Genomic DNA, 21,108 nt, shown 5'->3' on the forward strand with positions numbered 1-21,108 from the left:
TGACCTAAGTCTACGCGCTGACAAATTCGTCGCGCCTGTACCCCTGCGCATACAGCAGGGCGGTGAGATCGCTATGGTCGATGCGCGCGGCTGCCGCCGCGGCAACCGCTGGCTTGGCGTGATAGGCGACGCCCAGGCCCGCCTGCTGGATCATGCCGAGATCGTTGGCGCCGTCGCCCACTGCCAGCGTATCCAGCCCGTCGAGACCGGAGGCCTCACGCAATTCGATCAGCGTCGCGAGTTTGGCCTCGCGGCCGACGATCGGCTCAGCGGCCGTGCCTGACAGTTTTCCGTTTTCGACCAGCAGCGTATTGCCGCGATTCTCGTGAAAGCCGATCAGGGCGGCTACCGCCTGGGTGAAGAGCGTGAAGCCGCCGGAGATCAGGCAGGTGTAGGCTCCGTTGGCGCGCATGGTCATGACCAGTTCGCGCCCGCCCGGCGTCGGCGTGATGCGCTTTGCCAGCACCTCGTCGACCACGGATACGGGAAGCCCTTTGAGCAACGCCACGCGTTCGCGCAGCGCGGCTTCAAATTGCATTTCGCCGCGCATGGCGCGCTCGGTGATCGCGGCGACATGCGCCTTGAGGCCGGCGAAATCGGCGAGCTCGTCGATGCATTCCTGGCCGATCATGGTGGAATCCATGTCGGCCAGAAACAGCTTCTTGCGCCGTCCGATCTGCGGCTGGACCACCACGTCGATCGGCAGATCACCGCGCGCCTCACGCAGGCGCTGTGTGATGGCCGGGATGGAGTCGGAGCTTTCGAAGGGAATGTCGGCCGCGACCTCGTCCCACAGCCATTTCGCAGGGCCGGCATTGCCAAGAACCGCGCGCGCGCCGTCCAGCACCGTGCTATCGAGCGCGGGGTTGGCCGGATTGCAGATCAGCGTGGCGACGAGCGACATGGGCGGGTTGAACCGTGATGAGGGGGCGGAGGCGGATGCCGTGCTTATCGCAGGGCCGACCGCGAGCGGCAAGTCCGCGCTGGCGCTGTCGCTTGCCGAACAGACCGGCGGCGTCGTCATCAACACCGACTCCATGCAGGTCTATCGCGATCTTCGCGTCCTGACCGCGCGCCCGACGCTTGATGAGGAGGCGCGCGCGCCGCACCGGCTTTACGGCCACGTCGATGCGAGCGTGAACTACTCCGCCGGAAGGTGGGTGGCCGATGCGGCCGCGGTTCTCAACGAAACACTCGCAAAAAAGCGGCTGCCGATCTTCGTGGGCGGCTCCGGTCTCTACTTCAAGGCGCTGACGCGCGGCCTGTCGGCGGTGCCGTCGATTCCGCCAGAGGTTCGCGACGACGTCCGCGCGCGTCTCGAACGGGACGGTGCCGAGGCGCTTCATGCGGTTCTTGCCCGGCATGATCCTGAGGCGGCGCAACGTCTGAGACCGCGCGATCGCTCCCGCGTCGCCCGCGCGCTTGAAGTCGTCGAGGCGACCGGACGCTCGCTGACCGACTGGCATCGCGATGGCTCGCCGCCTTTGCTGCCGCCCGGGCGCGTGAAGGCGGTGTTCCTTGCGCCGGAGCGTGACGCGCTTTACGCGCGGATCGACGCGCGTTTCGGCGCGATGCTGGCGGCCGGGGCGCTGGAAGAGGTCGCTGCGCTGGCGGAACGGCAACTTGATCCGCTTCTGCCGGCGATGAAGGCGCATGGCGTACCGGCGCTGATCCGGCATCTGCGCGGCGAGATATCCCAGGAGCGGGCGGCCGAGATCGGCCGCGCCGACACGCGCCATTACGCCAAACGGCAATTCACCTGGTTTCGTCATCAGTTGCCGGAGTTCATCTGGGCCGCTCCGGCGGAGGCAAGACAGGCGCTGGAGAAGGTCGAAGCGCGATAGCGCCGGGCCGACCGGGCGACGCCGCAGGCCGGCTCTTCCCACTCCCAAACACTGAAATCAGCATTATTTTGCATTGAAACACCGTTGACGGGTGTAAATCCGCCCCGTATAACCCGCGCAACCTTTGCGAAAGTTGGCGACGAAATGCGTAATTTTGTTACCAGAGATCTTGTTCCGGTGATCGTCGTTGCCGGGAGCGCTGCCCGGGGCGGCTGAGCCGTTCCAATCCAGGGCGCTGCGCCGGGCCCTTCAGAGGGCCTTTTTTCTTATCCGTGACGGTGGCAACCCTACGCCAGAATTGCGAAGCCGGAGTCGACCATGAGCCAAAACAAACATCAGGATTCCAATCAGATGACCGGTGCGGCCATGATCGTTCGTGCCCTCGTCGATCATGGCGTCAAGCACATCTTCGGTTATCCGGGTGGCGCGGTGCTCCCGATCTATGACGAGATTTTCCAGCAGCGCGACATCGAGCACGTTCTGGTGCGGCACGAACAGGGCGCCGGCCACGCAGCGGAAGGCTATGCCCGCTCCACCGGCAAGCCCGGCGTTGCGCTCGTGACCTCGGGGCCGGGTGCGACCAATATGGTGACGCCGCTGGCCGACGCGTTGATGGATTCGATCCCGCTGGTCTGCATCACCGGCCAGGTGCCGACGCACCTGATCGGCAACGATGCGTTCCAGGAGTGCGACACCGTCGGCATCACCAGGCCCTGCACAAAGCACAACTGGCTGGTGCGCGATATCAAGGACCTGCCGAAGGTGCTGCACGAGGCGTTCTATGTCGCGACCTCCGGCCGTCCCGGGCCGGTCGTGGTCGACGTGCCGAAGGACCTGCAGTTCGCGACCGGCACCTACACGCCGCCGCGTAAATCGGACGTTCACGCGTCATACAAGCCGCAGATCAAAGGCGATGCGGGGCAGATACGCAAGGCTGTCGCGCTGTTGCTGAATGCCAAGCGGCCGGTGATCTATACCGGCGGCGGCATCATCAACTCGGGCCGCGAGGCGTCGAAGACGCTGCGCGCGCTGGTCGAAGCCACCGGCTTTCCGATTACCTCGACTTTGATGGGATTGGGAGCCTATCCGGCTTCCGGCAAGAACTGGCTCGGAATGCTCGGCATGCACGGCACTTATGAGGCCAACATGGCGATGCATGATTGCGACGTCATGCTGTGCATCGGGGCGCGCTTCGACGATCGTATCACGGGTCGCACCGATGCGTTCTCGCCGGGGTCAAAGAAGATTCACATCGATATCGACCCTTCCTCGATCAACAAGAACATCCGCGTCGACGTGCCGATCATCGGCGACGCCGGCAGCGTGATGGCCGACCTGCTGCAGGCGTTCAAGGCGGAAGGCAAGACGCCCAGGATCGATCCGTGGTGGTTCGAGATAGGGCGCTGGCGCGCGCGCAATTCGCTCGCCTACAAGAAGAACGACGATGTGATCCTGCCGCAGTTCGCGATCCAGCGCCTGTTCGAGGCGACGCGAGGCCGGGACACCTACATCACAACCGAGGTCGGCCAGCATCAGATGTGGGCCGCGCAGTTCTTCGGCTTCGATGAGCCGCACCGCCTGATGACTTCGGGTGGCCTCGGCACCATGGGCTACGGTTTGCCGGCCGCGCTCGGCGTGCAGGTCGCCCATCGTGACAGCCTCGTCATCGATATTGCCGGTGATGCCTCGGTGCAGATGACGATGCAGGAGATGTCGACGGCGGTTCAGCACGATCTTCCGATCAAGATATTCATTCTCAACAATCAGTACATGGGCATGGTGAGGCAATGGCAGCAGTTGCTGCACGGCAATCGGCTGTCGCATTCGTATTCCGAGGCGCTACCCGATTTCGTCAAGCTCGCCGATGCCTTCGGCTGCGTCGGCCTGCAAGCGACCAGTCCCTCCGACCTCGACGCCGCGATTGCCGAAATGATTGCGGTGAAGAAGCCCGTGCTGTTCGATTGCCGCGTCGCCGCGCTGGAGAACTGTTTTCCGATGATCCCGTCCGGCAAGGCGCATAACGAGATGCTTTTGCCTGCGGAAGCCAACGACGATGTGACCGCGGCCGCCTTTGCCGGCGGCAAGGCACTGGTGTGAGAACCGGAAGCCGCCATGGCTCGGGGCATAGCCGTTCGAGGAACGCCGTTCTAAAGAAAGCCTATGTCCCGGCCATCCACGGCTTCCTTTGAGACGAAACAAAGTTCAAGACGTGGATGCCGGCGCAAGGCCGGGTATGACGAGATGGATTCGCAGGACCGCCAATGAACCAGCCCGCTTCCGCCTATTTCCTCGAAGAGCGCCGCGATCCGAAGGAGACGCACACGCTGTCGGTGCTGGTCGCCAACGAGCCGGGTGTGCTGGCGCGGGTGATCGGCCTGTTCTCGGGTCGCGGCTACAATATCGAAAGCCTTACGGTGTCGGAGACCGAGAGCAAGAAGCACGTCTCGCGCATCACCATCGTCACAACCGGCACCCCGATGGTGATCCAGCAGATCAAGCATCAGCTCGACCGCATGATTCCGGTCTATCAGGTCGTCGATATGACGCTGACCGGGCGCTCCATCGAGCGTGAGCTTGCCATGGTCAAGGTCAAGGGGGCGGGGGATCAGCGTATCGAGGCGATGCGGCTCGCGGAGGTGTTTCGGGCCCGCGTGGTGGATGCCACCAATGAGAGTTTCGTGTTCGAGATCACGGGCGGCACCTCGAAGATCAATCAGTTCGTCGACCTGATGCGGCCGATCGGTCTGGTGGAGGTGTCGCGAACCGGCGTCGCGGCGATCGGGCGCGGACCGGAAGGGATGTAAGCCATGCTGGCGTATGCCTCCTGCGTTTGCGGCCTTGTCCTGTTCACCTAACTCCCGGACGACCCATGACGTCTTGCCATCCCCCAGGCGTTGCAGCGGACTTGTCTCCCGGCATCCGTAGCCCTAAAAACCGGGCGCAACTCTTTCGGGCTGCGTGCTCGCGCCATCCGCGAATGTGATCTGGCCGATTGTGGCCGCAAAAGAGGAACAGCCATGCGTGTTTATTACGATCGTGACGCCGACCTGAACCTGATCAAGGGAAAGAAGGTGGTCATCGTCGGTTATGGCAGCCAGGGCCATGCCCATGCGCTGAACCTGAAGGATTCCGGCGTCAAGGAGATCGCGATCGCGCTGCGCAAGGGCTCCGCTTCCGCCAAAAAGGCCGAAGGCGCGGGCTTCAAGGTGATGGAAGTCGCCGAAGCCGCGAAGTGGGGCGACCTTGTAATGATGCTGACGCCTGACGAACTGCAGGGCGACATCTACCGCGAGCATCTGCACGACAACATGAAGAAGGGCGCGGCGCTCATCTTCGCGCATGGGCTCAACGTGCATTTCAACCTGCTGGAACCGCGCCCCGATCTCGACGTCCTGATGATCGCGCCGAAGGGCCCCGGCCACACCGTGCGCGCGGAGTATCAGCGCGGCGGCGGCGTGCCTTGCCTGATCGCGGTTGCCAAGGATTCCTCGGGCAACGCGCATGACCTTGGTCTCAGCTACGCCTCGGCGGTCGGCGGCGGCCGCGCCGGCATCATCGAGACCACCTTCAGGGAAGAGTGCGAGACCGACCTGTTCGGCGAACAGGCGGTGCTTTGCGGCGGTCTGGTCGAGCTGATCAAGAACGGCTTCGAGACGCTGGTGGAAGCCGGCTATGCGCCGGAGATGGCCTACTTCGAGTGCCTGCACGAGGTGAAGCTGATCGTGGACCTGATCTACGAAGGCGGTATCGCCAATATGAACTACTCGATCTCCAATACCGCTGAATACGGCGAATACGTCACCGGCCCCCGCATCGTGACCGCGGAGACGAAGAAGGAAATGAAGCGCGTACTCGACGATATTCAGTCCGGCAAATTCGCTCGCGACTGGATGCTGGAGAACAAGGTCAACCAGACCTCGTTCAAGGCGACCCGCGCGCGGCTCGCCGCCCATCCGATCGAGGAGGTGGGCGCAAGACTTCGCGACATGATGCCGTGGATCAAGAAGGCCGCCATGGTCGACAAAGCGAAGAACTGATTCGCCGGCTTGAGGGTGGTGCTTTTCCCTCTCCCCTCGAGGGGAGAGGGAAGGAAGAAGTGCCGCGCCCACCTGTGCTATTAAATCACCATCCTATTTCTCATTGATCTTCGTCCACAACCACCGCGCTACGGTTGCCGGTGAGCCGTCCGTATCACTGTCGCTGGCGCGGAAGTTGGCCTCGCGCATGGCGGCGATATCGATCTTGCCAAGCAGGGGCTGAAGCGCGGCGCGCAGCTTTGCGTCGTTGGCGCGCCGCGGCGCTAACAGAACAATCGCGTCATAGGGTGGAATCGCGTGTCTGATATCGTCAAGCACGGTCAGGCCGTATTTGGCGATCAGGCCATCGCTGGTGTAGCCCGCGATCACGTCGACTTCGCCGGACGCCACGGCGGCATACATGAAATCCGACTGCATCTGCCGCCGCTCGCGAAACGATAATCCGTAAGCCTTCTTCAGAGCCGCCCATTCAGGCCGGGCGAAGAATTCGTAGTCGCCGGCGATCGACATCGTGCCGGCGCGGGCGACGAGATCGGAGATCGTATGAATGCCCAGCGCGTCGGCCCGTGCTTTTGGCATGAGCAGCGCGTAGGCATTCTCGAATCCGAGCTCGCCAAGCAGCGTGATGTTCCGCCGCGCCAATATCGTCTCAAGCTCGGTGAGTAATTCCTGGCGTGGCTTGAGGTCGGTCATATGGAACTGATTGGCCCACAGCGTGCCGGAATAATCGACGTAGACATCGATGTCGCCGTTCGCCAGCGCGTCGAAAATGACGTTGGAGCCGAGCCCCGCGCGTGTCGTCGCCGGAAGACCCGCGGCTTGCAGCCGGTGCGAGATCAGCGCCGCGAGCACATATTGTTCGGTGAAGGTTTTGGCGCCGACGAGGGTGGTGGATTTCGCGCGGGTCAGAGAGGGCGCCAATGTGGCCGCGGCGAGGACCACGATGCCGGCAAGGCCGAGTGACACGCGGATGCGACGCCGCATCCGCAAGCCGGATTCGATCAGCGCCAGCAACTGATCCACGACCAGCGCGAGGGCTGCCGCGGCGATGCAGCCGAACAGCACGAACACCCAGTTCTGGGTCTGCAGCCCGGCGAAGATGTAGTTGCCGAGACTGGTCTGGCCGATCGGCGTGGAGAGCGTCGCGGTGCCGATCACCCAGACCGCGGCGGTGCGGATGCCCGCCATGATCATCGGCAGCGCCAGCGGAAGCTCGACCATGGCGAGGGATTGCCGCGCCGTCATGCCGACCCCTCTAGCCGCTTCCGTCAATGCGGGATCGATCCCCTGAAGGCCGGTGATAGTGTTGCGCAGCACCGGAAGCATCGAATAGAGCGCCAGCGCCAGCACCGAAGGCAGGAATCCGAACGCGGAGAAGCCAAAGCCGAACCATTGCGATGTCAATGTCGCCAGCGCCAGGAGGAGCGGATAGAATAACGCCAGCAGCGCCAGCCCCGGCATGGTCTGTACGATGCTTGCAAAACCGAGAAGCGCGCTGCGCAGCATCGGCCGGTTGCGGGCGGCCAGCGCCAGCGGAAAGCTGATCACGAGGCCCAGCGCCAGCGCAGTGATGCTGACGCGGACGTGGTTGCCGAGATAGTCCGGCAGGCGAGCGAGCGCTTCGCTCCAGCGCGGATCGAACAGCAGGCTCATGACGCGATGTTCTGTGATAGCGCGGCCTGAAGCCGCTCGGCCTGGCGGCGCGGCGTGCCGAGCAATTCGCCGACATAGGGGCTGTCGATACGGGACAGTTCTTTCGCCGTCCCCAGCGCAATCAGGCGGCCTTCGTGCATGACCGCAACGCGATCCGCGAGCAACAGCGCTTCGGCCATGTCATGGGTGATCATGATGGTCGTGAGGCCGAGCCTGACGTGCATTGCGCGGTAGTCGTTGCCGAGCGCGTCACGCGTCACCGGATCAAGAGCGCCGAAGGGTTCGTCCATTAGGACGATGCGCGGCTTCGCGGCGAGTGCGCGCGCGACGCCGACGCGCTGGCGCTGGCCGCCGGATAGTTCGTGCGGAAAGCGATCGCGGTGCTGCGTGCGGTCGAGCTGCACCAGATCGAGCAGTTCGTCGACCCGCGCGGCGATTTCGGATTTCGGCGTCCCGAGCAGGCGGGGCGTGATGCCGATATTGGCCGCGATGCTCATATGAGGAAACAGGCCGCCGCTCTGGAACACATAGCCGATCCGGCGGCGCAGCCCGATCGCGTCTATTCCCGTGATATCCTCTCCAGCAACGGTGATCGTACCGCCGTCGGGATCGATCAGGCGATTGGCGAGCCGCAGCAGCGTCGTCTTGCCGGAGCCGGAACCGCCGACAACGGCAAGGAATTCGCCCGCCGCGATGTCGAACGAGACGTCATTCACGGCTCTCACATGGTTGCCGCCAAAGCTTTTGACGACATGTGAAAACGCGATCAGCGGTGAGGTTTCGCTCATGCCTTGCGGGAGGTATCACACGGTCGCCATTGCACCAAGCCTGCCCCGAATCGCTTTTCGATTGCGGGGGCGCCGTACCGCGAAGCAGGTCCGGCAGGATCGCTGACCAAATTTTGGGCATTGCGATATCGGGTCCTTCTCGGCTAAAATCATGCAGGAGGGTCGGCAACGAAACGAACCGTCAACGGGTCTCGTTGAAAAATGGTTCTCGTTGAAAAACGGCTCTCAAAGGGTCAGGTAATGCTGGTGCGCGGCGAAACGGCGGGAATTCACGGGCAGGCGGCGTCGGCCGCTGGTTCCCGAGCGATTCCGGCTGCGTCCATGCCCGGCCTGCTGGCCGGCGGGCTTCTGCTTCTTATCGGCCCCTGAGCGCCGGCTGGGCAGTTGCTGCCTGGGCACTCAGGGGGAACGCAGAGACGCCAGCCCTTAGAGCGCCCCGCATGGCGCACTGACCAGAGGATCATTCCCATGACACTCATTCCCATGACACCTGCGAACAAGTCCGACAAGGACCGCGTCGTTATTTTCGACACCACCCTGCGCGACGGCGAGCAATGCCCCGGCGCGACCATGACCTTCGAGGAGAAGATCGAAGTTGCCGAGATGCTCGACGACATGGGAGTCGATATCATCGAAGCCGGCTTCCCGATCGCTTCGGTCGGCGATTTCGAAGCGGTCGCGGAGATCGCCAGGAACGCCAGGAACGCGGTCATCGCAGGTCTGGCGCGCGCCATTCCCGGCGATATCGCCCGTGCCGGCGAAGCGGTGCGACACGCGCGCCGAGGCCGCATCCATACCTTCGTTTCCACGTCGCCGATCCATCTGGCGCATCAGATGCGCAAGAGCGAGGCTGAGGTGCTGGAGATCATCACCGCCACGGTGAAGCAGGCCCGCAATCTGGTCGAGGATGTCGAGTGGTCGGCGATGGATGCGACCCGCACTTCGATCGATTACCTGTGCAAATGCGTGGAGGCCGCGATCGCGGCGGGCGCCACTACGATCAACCTGCCGGACACTGTCGGCTATGCGGTTCCTGACGAGTACCGGCGGATGTTCAAGACCATTCGCGAGCGGGTGCCGAACGCCGATAAAGCGATCTTCTCGGTGCACTGTCATGACGATCTGGGGCTCGCCGTCGCCAACTCGCTGGCAGGCGTCGAGGGTGGCGCGCGTCAGGTTGAGTCCACCATCAACGGTATCGGCGAGCGGGCAGGGAACGCCGCGCTGGAAGAAGTCGTGATGGCCATCAAGACCCGCGGCGATGTCATGCCGTACTGGTGCAATGTCGAAAGCACGATGTTGACCCGCGCCTCCAAGATGGTGTCGGCGGCGACCTCCTTTCCGGTGCAGTACAACAAGGCGATCGTCGGCCGGAACGCGTTCGCGCACGAGAGCGGCATTCATCAGGACGGCATGCTGAAGAACGCGCAGACCTACGAGATCATGACGCCGGAAAGCGTCGGCGTGAAGCAGACGTCGCTGGTGATGGGCAAGCATTCCGGCCGTCATGCCTTCCAGCACAAGCTGGAGGAACTGGGCTACAAGCTGGCCGAGAACCAGTTGCAGGATGCGTTCGTGCGGTTCAAAGCGCTGGCCGACCGCAAGAAGGACATCTACGACGAGGACATCATCGCGCTGGTGGACGAGGAAATGGCGGCGTCACACGATCGCATCAAGCTGTCGTCGCTCACGGTGATCGCGGGTACCCATGGTCCGCAGCGTGCAACGATGAAGCTCACGGTCAACGGCCAGACCCGGATCGAGGAGGCCGAGGGCAACGGCCCGGTCGACGCGGTGTTCAACTGCATCAAGAGACTGGTGCCGCACGAGGCCAAGCTGGAACTCTATCAGGTTCATGCGGTGACCCAGGGCACCGACGCCCAGGCCGAAGTATCGGTGCGTCTCAGCCAGGACGGACGTGCGATGACGTCAAAGGCCGCCGATCCTGATACGCTGGTTGCATCCGCCAAGGCCTATCTCGGCGCGCTCAACAAGATCGTGATGAAGCATCAGCGCGACTTGCCTGCCGCCGCCGCGAGCTGAACCTCTCATTGCTTATGCGGAACGGACGGCGCCGTGAGGCGTCGCCGGTATTTGTGGCTGCACTGGCGGCGCCTCACGGCGCCGTCCGTTCCGCATAAGGGACGTGCCTGCGCGCCGAACGCGGCATATCATCTCATCGTGACGCATCGTGTGATGAATGGAAAACAGCCACGCCGGTTTGACGAGGCGACATTACATCTTCGTGAGAGAAGGCACCTTGCGAAGATGTAATTTGCCTGGCGCGCCGCGCGCCTCCATCTTGACTGGACCTTGCAAAGGAGAGTTCCAATGAAGAAGAAGGCCATTCTCGCAGGTGTCGCAGCACTGGCTATCGCCGGTTCGACGGCAGTATACGCCCATCAGCATCACCCGTGGTCCCATCAACGCGTGCAACTCAGCGCGCAGGATCGGTCGGCTATCGCGGATGCGCGGATCGCGGCGGTTCATGCCGGTCTTGCGCTGACGCCGGATCAGGAGAAACTGTGGCCTCCGGTGGAACAGGCCATCCGCGATTTCGCCAAGCTTCGGATCGACCGCGCCAATGCCCGGATGCAGGCCAAGAAGGAGAAGAAGGAAAGCAAGAAGGATGATGCACAAAAGCAGCAGGCGGCCGTTGATCAGGTGGCTCGCCTTCGCGAGCAAGCCGATCGCATGGCCGAGACAGCTGCGGCTTTGAAGAAAATCGCTGATGCTGCAGACCCGCTTTACAAGACCCTTGACGATGGCCAGAAGCGCCGCCTGATGGTCCTCACCCGCATGAATCACGGTTTCGGAATGGGGGGCTGGCGTCATCATCAGCGCTTTGACCGGGGCGGTGATCGGTTTGATCACAGCAAGGACAGCGACGACGATTCCGGTCGTCTCTGATCAGCCGGCATAAGGTAGCCATGAAGAAGCCGCCGGGAATCGGCGGCTTCTTGTTTTCTCGAAGAGGCAGAAGAAAGCGCGGCTGCCTTGCTGGACATCGCGGGTCCACTTTGCTAAACGACCCGCTCCCGCGAGGGAATCTGGACAGTTCCGGGCGATTAGCTCAGTTGGTAGAGCAGCTGACTCTTAATCAGCGGGTCGTAGGTTCGAGCCCTACATCGCCCACCACCCAGTTCGCAGGGATCGAACGCGATGTCCCATCCGTCGATTTGTCGCGCAAATTACGGGGTTTTCGCGATCCGTCTGGTCTCTGCGCGCGTCTCTGGTCCCAGAAATATCGCAAAAGAGCGCTCTGTCTCTGCATCGAAAATTCCCGTTCCTGGCCGAGCGGCAGAGACCGGTTCGCTGACTGGGTGGGGCAGCCAGTTCGAACGCTATTTCGACCGCCACCCGGTCTCCACAAGCTTAGCCGTCGTGCAAATGCTCTGCTTTTCGCGGGATTTGTCAGGGGTGTTTTTGCGGGACCTGTCACTGGCACTTCTAGAGGAATCCAACAGAGGTCGCGCCTGTTGAATAGAAACACCGATCGCGGGCGAGTACCGTTTCTCACATCGGACTGAGACCTAACGATTCGAACTGACGATCCCATTCGAGCGGGAGCTCGCGCAGTTGTTCGAGACCGATGCCACGTGGCAACCGACCTTCAACGGCAGCCTTGGTGAGGGCCGGAGAGAGGAAGGTCAACGACAGCGTCATGTTGACGTGGCGCAGGCTGCATCGCTCGCGCTTTGCGATTGCTTGGGCATCTGTTGTTGAATCGGCGATGAGTTCGTCGAGCCAGCGCCGGCCGCGGGCGATTGCTGCGACCAGCGTGGCCCGTCGCTCCAGCTTCATCGGGCGGAGCGGAAGTTTTGCGGAGGTCGGGCGCAGGATTGACCGCGCTCGTTTGGAGGGTGGCTTGATCCAGGGGATGACGATGGTGGAGTCGTTTTCTTCGATTGTGATGTCTGGATCCTGCTTCAGCTGCACGACGAGGCGGTTTTGCTGGACCTCGATCCGCTCAATCAGCGAGCGCGCGAATGCGTTGTCGATAAGGCCGGTGGCTTTGAGCTGTCGATGCTTCGGGTTCAGGACGACCTCGCGGACCTGATCGTCGATGTCAGGGGCGGGGACCCGAGAGACCGAACCAACGTCGGCTTTAGCTGCATTCCCGAACAGAAGCGGCCGCGAGACATAGTAGCTGTAGTGCCGGCCCTTCTTCTGGGCTTGGGTCGGCGCCATGCGATGGCCGGCGTCGTCAAACATCAGACCGGTCAGGAGATGGCTGAAGGAGGTCCGGGTCCTGGTCTGATGACTCCGCTGCACGGAGAGCATAGTCTGGACGCGCTCGAACAGGTCGCGATCGAGGATCGGGGGCTGCTCGCCCGGATAGATCTGGCCCTTATAGTTGACCTCGCCAATGTAGAAGCGGTTGCGCAGTAGATGGAATAAGGCGCCACAGCCGAACGGAACTCCACCTCGAATTGCTCCGGTCTTGAGATGACGCTGCCTGCTGACGATGTTTCGGTCCTTGAGGTCTCGCATCAGGGCACGGGCACTGCCGAGTTCGAGGTAGCGGCCAAAGATGTGACGAACCCGTTCGGCTTCTTCGGGGACGACGGCCACCTTGCCATTCTCCATGACGTAGCCGAGGGGGAGGGGACCTCCGACCCAGATGCCCTTCTTCTTGGAGGCTGCCACCTTGTCCCGGATGCGCTCCGAGGTGACCTCCCTCTCGAACTGGGCAAAGGACAAGAGAACGTTGAGGGTCAGGCGCCCCATGGACGTTGTGGTATTGAACTGTTGGGTCACCGAGACAAACGACACTCGATGGGCATCGAACAGCTCGACCAGCTTGGCGAAGTCGGCGAGCGAACGGGTCAGACGATCGACCTTGTAGACCACAATGACATCGATCTTGCGGGCCCGGATATCCTCGAGCAGACTCTGCAGCGCCGGCCGGTCGGTTGATCCTCCCGAGAAGCCGCCATCGTCATAGCGGGTCTTGACCTGCACCCAACCGGCATGGGCCTGGCTTTTGATATAGGCACTGGAAGCCTCATACTGGGCATCCAGCGAGTTGAACTCCTGGTCCAGGCCATTGTCGGTCGAGACCCGGGTATAGATACCGCACCGGACGAGCTCTCGGGCCACCGCTTTTCCCGCCCTCACGGCTCATCCTCGCCAGCGACCGTGCTATCCCGCAGGCCAAAGAAGCGGGGGCCATTCCAGCGGGTACCGGTGATGGCGAAGGCGATCGCCGAGAGGCTGTCGTACCGTGTCCCGTCCCACAGGAGGCCATCGTCAACGACGATCGCCCGATAGGTGATGCCGTTCCATTCTCGGGACAGGATAGTGCCAGCTTTCAGCTCGACCTGTCCCCGGTCGAAGGCCACGAGCTTGGCCATGATGGAGTCGGACGTCTCTTTCTCGCCGATCCGATCAAGGAACTGGCGTATCGCCGGATCGAGGTCGCCCGACTGATCCGCCTGTCGCCGATAGTTTACGATGGCTGTCTGCAGATGCTTCGGAAGATGCGCCAGCGTGGACCAGCTAGAGCGACGACAACGCGACTGCGGTCGCTGACCAACGAGATCGCGACGACCCGCGAGCTCGCCCTTCAAGGCTTCAGCCATCGTCAGGCCTGCTTCGCTGCAATGATACGGTAGATGCGCTGATCGGCTTCAAAGCTTGAGACCAACTCGAGCCCGAGCTTCTTGCGGACGACACCGGCCAAAAATCCACGCACGGAATGCTGCTGCCAACCGGAGGCTTTCGAGAGTGCGGCAATGGTCGCACCAGCCGGGCGCCTCAGAAGATCGAGCAGTTTGGCTTGTTTATTCGCGCGTTTGTTGGCTTCAGCAGTTACGCTGACCACGCCGCCCGATTGAGCCGAGCTTAAGGGAAGCGTTGGACGTCGCTTCGTCGGTCTCCCCACCGGACGAGACTTTTTTCTTGCTGGTTTCGCCGCAGTGCCGGCCTTGGCACGCCCGTTGCGCTTCGATGGCTTCCGATTGCGGGATGACTTCTGCATAGGCCCTCCGAATGATGCGACATCAGCGTCGCACCATCCACGGCCCCGTCAGCGATGTTGCGCTGCGGGGCCGATCCAAAGGCCATCTCACGCCACAGCAATGCTCGCTTCGCCCGACAATGCCAGTCCTTTCTGCAGGAACCTCGAAAATACGGTCGAAGGCCGAAACGCCTCCGGCGCGGCATAAATGTTTTAACCCGCGCATCGCGACGGCCGAGTAGATTTTCAAACTCGCCGGCTCGACCGGCGGGTGGCGGCTGCAGTCTGAGCTCGGCCTCTACTACGATAATCTACTCGCTCTCGTCGTTCACTTTGGTCGGGCCGCATCGAGCTCTCAGGCCGCTGGCGACAAAATGTGAAAGGTCCTGAACCAGATCGATCGCAACCGTGGGATCGAGCGTCGATGATGAGGCGACCTCAGATCTGGAACGATGAGAGCAGCGCCTTCTGAGCCTGACTCGCATAACCTGCTCCGCCAACCGTCATCGCCGACGACCAGATGAATCACCATTATTTCATCTTCCTTAGGGATCTTCGTATCGGGACGATCAGGCGTGTCGATGAGCGGTCCTGGCAAGGTGAAAGGTGGTAGTGGAACGTATCCCGTCATGGCGCAATGGCGACGCCGATAGTTTGGATGAAGCCAAGAGCGAGTTTAAGGAGGCGTGGGAGCGGTTCTAAGCACGCGGAGATGTTCTGTACGCAAGTTCGGCGGCGAATGGATGCATCCATTGGAAGGCGGCACGGGCGCGCGCTGGGCGCAGTGGAAGAAGAAAAAGGGGCCCGTAGCATTCAAGCGCTTGTGAACTCTCCGTCCACTAGTGCGCATAACTTCCGCTGCCGGATGTGCAATGATGGCTAATCACCGCACGGATCGTGGCTTATATCGGTGATGAGAACGCCGCTCGCGCTCACGCCCTCCTCTCGCGGACAGGAGCAGCGCCATGCAGATCGGGCGTCGTTTCAAGCAGACCACATCGTTCCAGGACCGTCTTTCAGCCTTCATCTCGGGCGCGCGCTACGAGGCTAACGCTGCGCCGGGCGGCGCGGACGAGTACGAGCTGCGGAAGAAAATCCGGCAGGCCGAGACAGCCGCGAACATCGAGGCGTGGGCGAGCTCGCCCGAACTGCAGCCGCCGAAGTAGGCGCGGCAGCATTCCTAGCGCCGCATCCTCAGGATCCCTCCCATCAAAGAACCAGCAGCATGAAGAACCCCACCAAGGCGCAGGTCCGGCGCCGCTCGTTTGAGCTGTGGCAGCAGGCGGGCTTCCCCGAAGGCAGGGACAACGAGTTCGAACAGCGGGCCTCGCAGGAACTGCGGGCCGAAGAGAAGCAGAGGAGCGATCCGGCATGATTGGCAACTGCCGCGTATGCTGCGGCGTCGGCTGGGTGTGCGAGATCCATTCCAGCAAGGCTTTTGACTACGAGCTCGGCTGCGCGTGTAGCGAAGGGATGCCGTGCGAGTGCAACGACAGCACCCCTCCTGACACGAGCCAAGTCATCATTATTATCGAAGAAGTGACGCTGCACTGAGAGCCGTCGAGCGATGCATTGTCTCGGAAAATAGCGCGATGCGATGCGACATCACATCTCGGGCATTGTCGCGGCAAAACCCGTTCAAGGGGCTTACAAGGATTGATCAGGCGTACATATTAGCGCGACGGGCCCATTCCCCCCGGAGGGCTCTAGCACGGTCCCGCAGCTTTTCGCCCCCAAAAGCCCCCGCGGGACCGTGCTCCCCGGGAGGCCACTGGAACAATCAAATTAAGTCAGAACGATGCATGAAACCTGTCCGATCCGCGGCTGACGATTTTGTGCCGGAAGCCGTGCATAAATGGTAGGCTCAGCCATCATCGCCCCTTTCGAGGCATCCGCCGATGACTGAGAGCAGCGCGAGCTCCCGCCTCTTACGGAGCGCACCATGTGCAGCGAATGCGACGAACTGCGCCGAAAGATTGCTGTCAACCGCGGGCTTTCGATCGGACTTGACGACCCGGCTAGCATCAGCCTCAACAAAGCCGAACTTACAGCGCTCGAAGAACAACTGGATGTGCTGCTCGGAGAGCACCTCGAAGCGGCGCGCCCTTCCAGCCAGAAAGCCCTCGATAAAAAACCGATGGTGCAATAACTTTTGGCGAATTGAGCACTAGCCCACTTTTACCTCTGATACCCTCAACCTCTGAAGATCACTGACGCCTGAATTCCAGCCGCCGTTAGAGCGTTTATTTCCAGGTGATTTCACGATCGTGCGGAGCGGGATGAAGAATGTGTCTTGCCGTGATCGAGAAGCATCCGGCGGAGCGTCTGAACGGACTTGGCTTGCAATGGACCGGAGGGCCCGTGACATTGGGCAATCGCTTTGCCGAGATTGGCGTATATGCTCTCTACGGTACTCATGCAGCTTAGCCTCTCGCCGCCGTGCTGAACCTGAGGTGTAAGCGCACGATCGACAAATTGCGATGCAATACGCCTAATGCACGCCGGGACGGGCTTACTGCTGCGCTCGTCCAACCGTCAAAAAAATCTTCCGTTACAGCGCGTTGAATGCGATGAAGATCGTTGCCCTTATCAGATGGGTCAGGCACGATCTTCCCACGCTAACTGCAGTCTGCTGGGAAAGGCGCAGGATTTTCTCAATGCGAAATAAGCAGGCGGATATGCAGTTAAGATCGAAGAAGTGCAGGATGAGCTAGCTGGTGGCGATTCGGGGCATATCGTCACCCAAAAGTTTGATGAGCTTATCTGATACTGGTTTAACGACAGATCGCGGCTGATATTTTGATGATGAATCGGACAAAATTATTATTCGAGCCGCTCCAGCTTTTTCTGAAGATGATTTTCAAAACATGACACCGGATGAGGTCGAAGGTCATCGCGCATTGATTGATTCATTGAAAGAACCCCGAAAACGCCATGGGTTCGGACTAGGAGGGAGATGATACCTGTGATTGGCTCTGAATGGATCGCGCGCGATGGTCGTAAGATGCGTGTGGACGAGGTGATAATGCCCGTCGATCCGGACGCGATGCCATGGTGCAAAATGTCAGTATTGAACCCTGGGAAGAGGATGCGTCGCCACACCGAGATGGCGGTGTCAAACTTCGGCAGAGGATCCTACATCGGGTTTCTGAGGCCGCTTCCATGACATCATCCGTCTCCAAAATCCTCAACGAACCCCGCCTCGGCTTCGTGAAGGAGCGTGGATAGGTGGGCTAAGAGGGACTAGGATCCCGACCGGCTGCTTTTCGAGCGATGAACCTCACCGTCATTGCCGTCGACAACGTGAAAGCGACTACTGCGTCACCCATTGAAGGCCTCGGCGTCCCGTCAGCGAAAGTCGGTGGTGCGCAGGATGAGACCGGGTGGCTTGCCCTCGAATTCCGACAATTGAAACTTGCGGATCGCGCAAGCCTCGATCCGGACGCGCAATCGCTCGAACTGAGCAGCGCGCTGGGCAGGCGCAATGCGTCCAGAATTTTCCATGCTGTCGAGCGCGTCGGTGCTGATGGCGCAGGGGATTTCTACCTCGTCGTTCATCATCGAGAACAGCACGACCATCCGATCGTATTCAAACCTATCAAAGGCTCCGCGTGTCAGTGTCATGAGATTGTTTCCTTCACTGTAGCGAGCGCACCTGTTACTTGGCGCCCCGATGTCACGTTCGCCCCGCTGCCGTGATGGGATCCGGTTGACCTTCAGGAGGGATCACAAGCCGCACGCGCATCCCTAAGCTGCGCATTGGACAGATCGACCGAACTAATGGACACCATCTCTATCGCCGCCGTGCACGAGGCAGCGGCCGGCACCATGATCATGGTAGAGACGCGACGATAGCAGGGAAACGACAGTCCTTCGATCAACTCCTCGTCTGTTAAGATTTCATAAGGGCCTGCGGGCAACAGGCGATCGATTCCTTGCATCTTGAATGGATTCTTGAAGTAATTTGTCTCTCGGCGCGTTCGTGTGGCCATGATCCGCTCCGCCTGTTCGATGCAACGATCGCGTGGTGTCATCATAGAGGGCTGCGAATCTTAGTCCGCAGTAAACGCTTCCTCGTCAAGCAGCGCGTTCTAAAGAGTCTCCGCCGTCAGTTCACGTCGCTGCTGAATAGGGGTGCCTGATAAATCGGCATGCAGATCGTTCAGGCTCGCGTCCCATCATTCGTCACTTCAGGGCTGCGGCCAAATATCGCTATCGCCCGTTACAAGTGGCAACAAAGTCTGCCGATACAAGGTCTTCATAGCACGATAGCGTGAGTCGAGGCGGAAAGGGTGTTGATAATGTTCAATTGTGGTGCTCGCTCGTGTGCCGCCAGCGGACGAGAGCCCGATCTGCAACCCGGATAGGGGCAACGGAAGCCGCTAGGGGATTGGTGGGCTGGACAATCCACCGCACCCGGATTGGTCGCGCCGGAAAGTAATAGCTCGGGCGGGAGAATTCTTCGGCGCTAGTAGCGGCCAGTTCGCCAAAGCGGCGCAAGCTTGACGGTCCAATGCAATAGATCGCGCCTCCCAAGAACGCTTCCCCGGTCAGTTCCTTCTCTCAGTAACCTAGGAGAAGTACATCGGAACCGAAGAAACCATAAATGATCTGATCGCTAGCGACGTCGACAGAACTTCAGGCACCGAGATAATGGGCAAATGTCACGCGTAAGTCATGGCAACGAGACGATTTAGGTCATTTTTCAGCTGAATATTAGGTCTGATTGGGCGGTCATGACAGCATTGACTTATTGGGGAAACGATCAAACCATCGAAGCGCTCTCGCCACCGAGGGCATAATGACAAGCGCGACGATTAACCAAGTGATGCCGCGTCAGTAGGCGGCTATTCTTATAGTCGTCGACGTGACGAGCGATCGGCGCAGCGCAGCATCTCCATCACAGACTTCGCGACCCCTTTTCGCCAAGCCGTATGTTCGGAAGTGCCCTGCAGGTTCGGCGCAGAGATCATTTCTCAAACTCCTTCATGGTGTGTTCGACGAGACGATTTATGTGTGGGATGTCGGTGTGGTCGCCGATTACTTCGATCCCGGGTTTTTCGGTGTCGTACATTAGAGTGACGATGCCAACGCGCCGTTCTTCGACGTTAAGCGTGAGCGTGTCCATATCGGTATGAAACATCGCTTTGATGATCTCGGCGCTATTTCGTGATCGGCTAACGACCGTTTTATCTCCACTGCTGATGGAGATTTGAAAACCGTCGTTGACGGCGTTGTCAACGAGCGCGTTGGCGCTTCTTTCGTGCAGTGATGTCTCATTCATAGAAGCTCTCTTTTCGTTGCCGGTGGCCGGATCAATCTCAGCGCTCGGGCGGCGCGACTTGTTCCGCTATTATCGCGTTGGCGTGAACGCGGCACCTTGAGGTAGTCATGAGTTATGATTGCGTTACTATCTGCTAAGGATAAGTGAAGTTTGTGTCGCCTTCATAATGCGAGATTTCGTAATCCGAAGCGTGCCCGTGAGCAGGCTTACCGATGCCCATAATTCACAGTGAGCGGACAAGAATCATCAGTCATCAATGCCAAAATGACGGAGCCAGGAAATCTTGAAGCCAAGGCAATACGGGCCAGTCTCGAAAGCGAAATGATGTCTAAATTGACATGATAACTTCCCCCGAAAAAGAAAACCCGGCACGCGCCGGGCTCCCTCGCGCCATTCAAGGACAGCTATTTCTGCTTCGGAGCTTCCGGCAAGGGTCTGGTATTGCGCGTGTTGTCCTGAGCGGTAGGTTTGGCCTCGCCCGGAGGTGCAGTGTTCGGGGATTCAGTGGGAGCGATCGGTGTATCGGACATGGTGTTTCCTTCCGGAAATGAACCTAAAACTAATTTTCTAGGTGCTCGCTGGAAGTGGGGCCTGTGACTCTGATCGCAATGGGTGCATGCGAAATAAGAAATATTTGTTCCACTCGTACGCTGCCGTTGGCCCGCGATTACAACGCATTGATACGAGGTTTTACAGCTGACCGGCAGCCCCCAAGCACCGGCATCCAGGTAGGCTTTACGCCGGTAAGGCAATGATCCTGCCTGAGGCGGTGTCTGCGGATGACCCAAGATTCAAAACACTTCGCGAAAACGAAGATAACTGTCTGCAGCTTGCTGAAAGGGCAGGAAACAAAGCCGATAGCGAATTGACGAAGACTAGGCATCAGTCCGGCACATAATGATATCATCCAAGCGACGGTCATTACAACTTATTCATCAGTTCGGTTACCTGGATATCGCCCGGCGGAACGCAACCGAATTTTGCAGCCTCGAGCAACGTCTTCCCTGCCGAGGACGTTGCAACGGTTCGGGCAGCCAGCTTGCCTCCGGTTCAAGAGTTTAAAGTGGAACAACGGCAGGGCTGCCTCAAAAACGCAGTTACCGATGCAAGGCCTCATCGCGCGGCTGATAGTGTTCAATAATGTTGCCAGCACAGACTTACACGAGGGCGCTCCGGCACGGATTTCCATGCTGCGCTGATCAGCGTAAGCAACTGACGCGCAGAACGTGGCGTGGGATCTCAGATCATAAGGCGGAGTGGAGCGTACTTACGCCCGGAGGCCATTTGGAAAGACGTTGGCAGTCGCACCTGAGATCCGTCCGTCGGTGAATTCTCCGACGCGGTGGTGTTGAAAGCGTTCGCCGAGGCTAGCGATCTATCAGCCCTTTCAACTCGGAGCTCGTTCACCAAGCGAAGGCCATTTCTCACGGCTGTTGCAGACTTGTTACCAAGTCACCCATTCGTCGCCCCTCCAATAACCTCGCCCCTCATGTTCGCGGAAGACGACATGCGGGTCGGCGCGCCAACTATCGTCGTGAAT

The 21,108-nt window shown here is 60.4% G+C and carries 20 protein-coding genes and 1 tRNA gene; 12 read left to right on the forward strand and 9 right to left on the reverse strand.

Going from position 1 to position 21,108, the window contains the following annotated elements; genetic code table 11:
* Window positions 1-10: 10 nt before the first annotated feature.
* The gene (serB, locus tag NWI01_RS16835; protein ID WP_141385129.1) at window positions 11-904 is read right to left on the reverse strand and encodes a phosphoserine phosphatase SerB; all 894 of its coding nucleotides are present in this window, start codon (window positions 902-904) and stop codon (window positions 11-13) included.
* Here serB and miaA point away from each other — a divergent pair.
* The 4 genes from miaA to ilvC all read left to right on the forward strand — a co-directional run bounded on the left by miaA (window position 903) and on the right by ilvC (window position 5,881).
* Window positions 903-1,844: a tRNA (adenosine(37)-N6)-dimethylallyltransferase MiaA gene (gene miaA, locus NWI01_RS16840; protein WP_141385149.1), complete on the forward strand. Its 942-nt coding sequence runs from the start codon at window positions 903-905 to the stop codon at window positions 1,842-1,844. The genes serB and miaA overlap by 2 nt on opposite strands.
* A gap of 318 nt (window positions 1,845-2,162) precedes the next feature.
* Window positions 2,163-3,941 (forward strand): acetolactate synthase 3 large subunit, encoded by a 1,779-nt coding sequence (locus NWI01_RS16845; RefSeq protein ID WP_141385131.1) that lies wholly within the window; start codon window positions 2,163-2,165, stop codon window positions 3,939-3,941.
* 164 nt (window positions 3,942-4,105) lie between these two features.
* Window positions 4,106-4,648 (forward strand): acetolactate synthase small subunit, encoded by a 543-nt coding sequence (ilvN, locus tag NWI01_RS16850; RefSeq protein WP_011315560.1) that lies wholly within the window; start codon window positions 4,106-4,108, stop codon window positions 4,646-4,648.
* Between the two features lie 213 nt (window positions 4,649-4,861).
* Window positions 4,862-5,881, forward strand: coding sequence for a ketol-acid reductoisomerase (ilvC, locus tag NWI01_RS16855; RefSeq protein ID WP_141385132.1), 1,020 nt, complete (start codon window positions 4,862-4,864; stop codon window positions 5,879-5,881).
* Window positions 5,882-5,974: 93 nt separating this feature from the next.
* On the opposite strand, the gene NWI01_RS16860 is transcribed toward ilvC, so the two are convergent.
* Complete coding sequence (locus tag NWI01_RS16860) at window positions 5,975-7,534, reverse strand: ABC transporter permease/substrate-binding protein (RefSeq protein WP_141385133.1); 1,560 nt, start codon at window positions 7,532-7,534, stop codon at window positions 5,975-5,977.
* Window positions 7,531-8,322 carry an ATP-binding cassette domain-containing protein gene (locus NWI01_RS16865; RefSeq protein WP_141385134.1) on the reverse strand — a complete coding sequence of 264 codons (792 nt, stop codon included), beginning with the start codon at window positions 8,320-8,322 and terminating at the stop codon, window positions 7,531-7,533. The genes NWI01_RS16860 and NWI01_RS16865 overlap by 4 nt, the downstream gene beginning before the upstream one ends.
* 201 nt (window positions 8,323-8,523) lie before the next feature.
* On the opposite strand from NWI01_RS16865, the gene NWI01_RS19125 reads away from it, so the two are divergent.
* The 4 genes from NWI01_RS19125 to NWI01_RS16880 all read left to right on the forward strand — a co-directional run bounded on the left by NWI01_RS19125 (window position 8,524) and on the right by NWI01_RS16880 (window position 11,460).
* A complete protein-coding gene (locus NWI01_RS19125; RefSeq protein ID WP_181410554.1) occupies window positions 8,524-8,691 on the forward strand; it encodes a hypothetical protein in 168 nt (55 codons plus the stop codon).
* 114 nt (window positions 8,692-8,805) lie between these two features.
* The gene (locus NWI01_RS16870; RefSeq protein ID WP_141385150.1) at window positions 8,806-10,365 is read left to right on the forward strand and encodes a 2-isopropylmalate synthase; all 1,560 of its coding nucleotides are present in this window, start codon (window positions 8,806-8,808) and stop codon (window positions 10,363-10,365) included.
* A gap of 288 nt (window positions 10,366-10,653) precedes the next feature.
* On the forward strand, window positions 10,654-11,232 hold the full coding sequence (locus tag NWI01_RS16875; RefSeq protein WP_141385135.1) for a Spy/CpxP family protein refolding chaperone: 579 nt from the start codon (window positions 10,654-10,656) through the stop codon (window positions 11,230-11,232).
* Window positions 11,233-11,384: 152 nt separating this feature from the next.
* Window positions 11,385-11,460, forward strand: a tRNA-Lys gene (locus NWI01_RS16880).
* A gap of 378 nt (window positions 11,461-11,838) precedes the next feature.
* Here NWI01_RS16880 and NWI01_RS16885 read toward each other — a convergent pair.
* Genes NWI01_RS16885 through NWI01_RS19845 form a run of 3 tightly spaced genes read right to left on the reverse strand, consistent with a single transcriptional unit; the run spans window position 11,839 to window position 14,305 of the window.
* The gene (locus NWI01_RS16885; protein WP_375782191.1) at window positions 11,839-13,425 is read right to left on the reverse strand and encodes a recombinase family protein; all 1,587 of its coding nucleotides are present in this window, start codon (window positions 13,423-13,425) and stop codon (window positions 11,839-11,841) included.
* 14 nt (window positions 13,426-13,439) lie between these two features.
* Entirely contained in the window at window positions 13,440-13,907 is a 468-nt protein-coding gene (locus NWI01_RS16890) for a DUF2924 domain-containing protein (protein ID WP_141385138.1), read from the reverse strand.
* Between the two features lie 2 nt (window positions 13,908-13,909).
* On the reverse strand, window positions 13,910-14,305 hold the full coding sequence (locus NWI01_RS19845; RefSeq protein WP_244613850.1) for a DUF3489 domain-containing protein: 396 nt from the start codon (window positions 14,303-14,305) through the stop codon (window positions 13,910-13,912).
* A 944-nt stretch (window positions 14,306-15,249) separates the two neighbouring features.
* Between NWI01_RS19845 and NWI01_RS16900 the strand changes: the two genes are divergently transcribed.
* The 4 genes from NWI01_RS16900 to NWI01_RS16915 all read left to right on the forward strand — a co-directional run bounded on the left by NWI01_RS16900 (window position 15,250) and on the right by NWI01_RS16915 (window position 16,433).
* Window positions 15,250-15,450 carry a hypothetical protein gene (locus NWI01_RS16900; protein ID WP_141385140.1) on the forward strand — a complete coding sequence of 67 codons (201 nt, stop codon included), beginning with the start codon at window positions 15,250-15,252 and terminating at the stop codon, window positions 15,448-15,450.
* A gap of 59 nt (window positions 15,451-15,509) precedes the next feature.
* On the forward strand, window positions 15,510-15,659 hold the full coding sequence (locus NWI01_RS16905) for a DUF2934 domain-containing protein (protein WP_141385142.1): 150 nt from the start codon (window positions 15,510-15,512) through the stop codon (window positions 15,657-15,659).
* A complete protein-coding gene (locus tag NWI01_RS16910; RefSeq protein WP_141385143.1) occupies window positions 15,656-15,838 on the forward strand; it encodes a hypothetical protein in 183 nt (60 codons plus the stop codon). Before NWI01_RS16905 ends, NWI01_RS16910 begins: the two co-directional genes overlap by 4 nt.
* A gap of 388 nt (window positions 15,839-16,226) precedes the next feature.
* Window positions 16,227-16,433, forward strand: a complete 207-nt coding sequence (locus NWI01_RS16915) for a hypothetical protein (protein ID WP_141385145.1) — start codon at window positions 16,227-16,229, stop codon at window positions 16,431-16,433.
* A gap of 1,199 nt (window positions 16,434-17,632) precedes the next feature.
* Here the strand turns inward: NWI01_RS16915 and NWI01_RS16920 are convergent.
* The 3 genes from NWI01_RS16920 to NWI01_RS16930 all read right to left on the reverse strand — a co-directional run bounded on the left by NWI01_RS16920 (window position 17,633) and on the right by NWI01_RS16930 (window position 19,568).
* A complete protein-coding gene (locus tag NWI01_RS16920) occupies window positions 17,633-17,908 on the reverse strand; it encodes a DUF1488 family protein (protein WP_141385146.1) in 276 nt (91 codons plus the stop codon).
* A gap of 92 nt (window positions 17,909-18,000) precedes the next feature.
* Window positions 18,001-18,276, reverse strand: coding sequence for a hypothetical protein (locus NWI01_RS16925; RefSeq protein ID WP_141385147.1), 276 nt, complete (start codon window positions 18,274-18,276; stop codon window positions 18,001-18,003).
* A 977-nt stretch (window positions 18,277-19,253) separates the two neighbouring features.
* On the reverse strand, window positions 19,254-19,568 hold the full coding sequence (locus tag NWI01_RS16930; protein ID WP_244613851.1) for a hypothetical protein: 315 nt from the start codon (window positions 19,566-19,568) through the stop codon (window positions 19,254-19,256).
* Between the last annotated feature and the right edge of the window lie 1,540 nt (window positions 19,569-21,108).

The organism is Nitrobacter winogradskyi (assembly GCF_006539545.1).
GTDB classification, from domain to species: Bacteria; Pseudomonadota; Alphaproteobacteria; order Rhizobiales; family Xanthobacteraceae; genus Nitrobacter; species Nitrobacter winogradskyi_A.